This window comes from Corallococcus sp. AB049A (genome assembly GCF_003668885.1).
GTDB classification, from domain to species: Bacteria; Myxococcota; Myxococcia; order Myxococcales; family Myxococcaceae; genus Corallococcus; species Corallococcus interemptor.
Genome location: NZ_RAWL01000658.1, coordinates 1 through 3,122 on the forward strand (window position 1 = coordinate 1; position 3,122 = coordinate 3,122).

Sequence of the window (3,122 nt, forward strand, 5' to 3'; positions counted from 1 at the left end):
CCTCCACCCCCCGCCACCGTGGAGGTCCGCTTCGAGGCCCCGGTCAAAACCGTGCTCGGCCGCCCAGGGGGCGGAAAGTTGCCCATCAACCAGGTCGTCGCCCTGGCCCCCGGCCCGCTTCGCGTCCAGTACACCTGCCCGGGAAAGCGGGCACCTCGGGGTATCGAGACCTACAACGTCCGACCTGTATCCGGGGAACTCCAGACGCTCCGGGTCCCGTGCCCAAGGCGGCGCTAATTGGCACGGCGACTTACGCGTATGCGGCATCCGCACCCCCCGGAGGACACGTAGGACCGGGTAAGCTTGAGTGCCCTTAAGTCGTTGGAATTCCTTGGCTTTCCACCAAGCGGGCGCGTTTACACATGTCAGAGGGGTCCGTAGACTCCGGCCCCTCTATGGCTCGCGCGAAGAAGCGGAAGAACATCAACCGACAGAGGACCTACCCCGCGGGGAGGGTGGCCCGGCAGCTCCCGGTCGCCCCGGAGCCCAACCGACTGGTGAAGGTGTGGCGGCGCGTGTTGGAGCGCCGGCTGCGCACGCGGCTGCGGGGGAAGGTGGCGGTGGAGATCCACGACAACACCCACACGATGCTGACGTTCCAGCGGCAGCGGGCGCTGTGGCGGCTGAGGCTGCACCACATGTTCCTGGCCGCGCCGGACGACGTGCTCCAGGCGCTCGCCAGTTTCGTGCGCAAGGGGGACCCGGACGCCAGCGCGCTGCTGGACCGCTACATCGAGCGCAACCGCATCTTCATCCGCCGGCTGTCCCCGGCGCAGATGCGCAAGCGGCTGCGGCTGTCCCCGGTGGGGCGCTACCACGACCTGGCCCGCATCTATGAGCGGCTCAACGAGCGCTACTTCCAGAGCCGCATCGACGCGGCCATCACCTACGGGCCGGCGCCCCGGGTGAAGGGGCCTCGCAAGAGCATCAAGATGGGCTCGTACTCGGCGGACTCGAAGGTCATCCGCATCCACCCGGCGTTGGACCAGCCGCTGGTGCCCCGGTACTTCGTGGAGTGGATCGTCTTCCACGAGATGCTGCACCACGTCTACCGCGCCCGCCGGGGCGAGGACGGCCGGCGCTGCATCCACCCGCCGGAGTTGATGGAGCACGAGAAGCGCTTCCACGACTACCAGCGGGCGCTCGCCTGGGAGCGGGAGAACCTGGACCTGCTCCTGTGCGCCCGGACGGAGCCGGCCTGACGTCAGCAGCCCCGCGGCCTCAGGGAAGGATGAGGCCGCCGGGGCTGCGCCGCTCCCCTGAAGGCGTGGCGGCGGGCGCCTCGGTTCCCGGGGCGCCCTGCTGCGAGGCCTCGAGCCGCGCCTGGGCGCCCGCCGCGGCCAGCACCACGACCTTGGCGAAGAGCGTCTCCGCGAAGCGCGAGAAGGGCTCGTCGAGCCCGTGGAAGAGGCGCCGCGCCTCGCCCCTCGCGATGGACCCCTGGAGGGCCCGCCCCGTCGCATCGAAGAAGGCCGCCATGCGCCACAGGCGGCGCGCGTAGCGCTGGCGCACCTCCGGGGTGAACCAGGCCTTCGCCGCCTCCAGCACCCGCTGCCGCACCTGCTCCTGGCGCTGGGGCCCGCTCAACGCCAGCGGGCTCTGGGCCAGCGCCTGTACCTGCTCCATCAAGGCGCGCACCTGCGCCTCGGGCGGCATCCACTCGGCGATCTCCGGCGTCGCGTGGAGCTGATCGCCCTCCAGGGCATGGCGCACGTCGTCAGGCTCGGGGGCGGGGAGGGGTTCGGGCTCGTGGACGGGCTGGACACCGTGGTGGCGCAGCGCGGCCTCCAGGTCCGGCGGGAAGGGCGTGCGGGTGCGCAGGTTGAGGGCCGCGGCCTCGGCGAGCAACCGGGCTCCCTCCTCGCGGGAGACCTCCATCCCGAAGCCGTTCTTCAGCCCGTGCTTGAGCATCCGGCGGACGTCCCCGCGGCTCGGCTCGCTGCGGGTGAGCTCCAGCACGCCCTGCTCATCCGACGCGATGACCTGGAGCAGCTCCACGCCGCCGCGCACCCCGCGGGTGAGCAGCAGGCCGTACTGCCCCGTGGAGGACATCACCGTCACCAGCGTGGGCAGCGACTCCGGGGCCGCCGGCGCAGGAGCCGGGGGCGCCTCCCTGGAGGCCTCCGCGGGCGTGACGCCGCGCGAGCGCAGCCGGTAGAGCGCCTTCTTCGCGGCCTTGGCCAGCGGCTTCACGGACGAGGCGGACAGGGCCTCCGGCAGCGCCACCTGGCCCGCCAGCACGGCGGCCTCCAGCACCGCGCCCGCCAGGGGCTCCGGCAGGGCCTCCACTGCGGCGGTGGTGGCGGCACCCACGTCGTCCACCAGGCTCCGGGCCCGAGCGACCGCTGCTTCCGGGAAGGAGGGCAGGGGCGTGCCGGCGCGCAGCGCATCCAGCAGGGGACGGGGCTCGGTGGAGGCAGGGCTCATGCGCCCGGTTTCTACTTCACGCGCTACCGCCGCCGCACCAGCCAGCTCCCCCCCTCGTGTCCCACGATGACCAGTTCTGATTGGAGCCGCCCGCCGAAGACGCGCGACGGATGCACCCCGCGCACGAGGAAGTGGTCGTACCAGCTCCCCTGCGTCGCGTAGTCCATGTCCCCGGGCCGCCACTCGGAGGGGAAGGTGGGCGGCAGCTCCCCCCGGTAGCGCAGCGGCGAGTGGGGCGTGGAGGCGAAGGTGAAGTTGGGCACGCCGCCGCGCTCGCGCGCCACCACCGCCGCGGCGTGGATGAAGACGGGGAAGCGCACCACGCTGGAGCGCGGGTCGAACACCAGCCCCATCACCTTCGGCCGGTTCGCCGCCAGGCGGGACAGCGCCTCCAGCTCACGGGCCTCGGCGGAGAAGCGCTGGAAGCCGCGCCCCATCACGAAGGCCAGGAGCACGGCGCTCGCCGCCGCGGCGAAGGTCAGGGGCCTGCGCCAGGCCGCGCGCACGGCCGGCATGCTCGCCACCAGCAGCGCCGCCGCCAGGTGCGCGTAGCGCGTGTTGAGGTAGTAGACGTACCCCCGGATGTCGAAGGGCAGGAGGAAGTAGAGCGCCAGCGCCAGCAGCCCCAGCCCCAGCATCCGCCAGCGCGCCACCACGCCCTCGCGCCGCGTCCCCGCGCCCACGAGCCCCAGCAC

General features: G+C 72.7%; 2 protein-coding genes and 1 pseudogene. 1 reads left to right on the plus strand and 2 read right to left on the minus strand.

The window, feature by feature from the left end; genetic code table 11:
- The first annotated feature begins 395 nt into the window (after positions 1-395).
- A complete protein-coding gene (locus tag D7X55_RS37885; protein WP_233610312.1) occupies positions 396-1,202 on the plus strand; it encodes a hypothetical protein in 807 nt (268 codons plus the stop codon).
- A gap of 19 nt (positions 1,203-1,221) precedes the next feature.
- On the opposite strand, the gene D7X55_RS37890 is transcribed toward D7X55_RS37885, so the two are convergent.
- The gene (locus tag D7X55_RS37890; protein WP_120550934.1) at positions 1,222-2,427 is read right to left on the minus strand and encodes a hypothetical protein; all 1,206 of its coding nucleotides are present in this window, start codon (positions 2,425-2,427) and stop codon (positions 1,222-1,224) included.
- Positions 2,428-2,450: 23 nt separating this feature from the next.
- A pseudogene (locus tag D7X55_RS37895) lies at positions 2,451-3,122 on the minus strand (hypothetical protein); the annotation flags it as partial.

Bases quoted from the DNA above. Each gene is read 5' to 3' on its own strand.
- D7X55_RS37890 (WP_120550934.1), bottom strand. From the start codon at position 2,427: ATGAGCCCTGCCTCCACCGAGCCCCGTCCCCTGCTGGATGCGCTGCGC.
- D7X55_RS37885 (WP_233610312.1), top strand. From the start codon at position 396: ATGGCTCGCGCGAAGAAGCGGAAGAACATCAACCGACAGAGGACCTAC.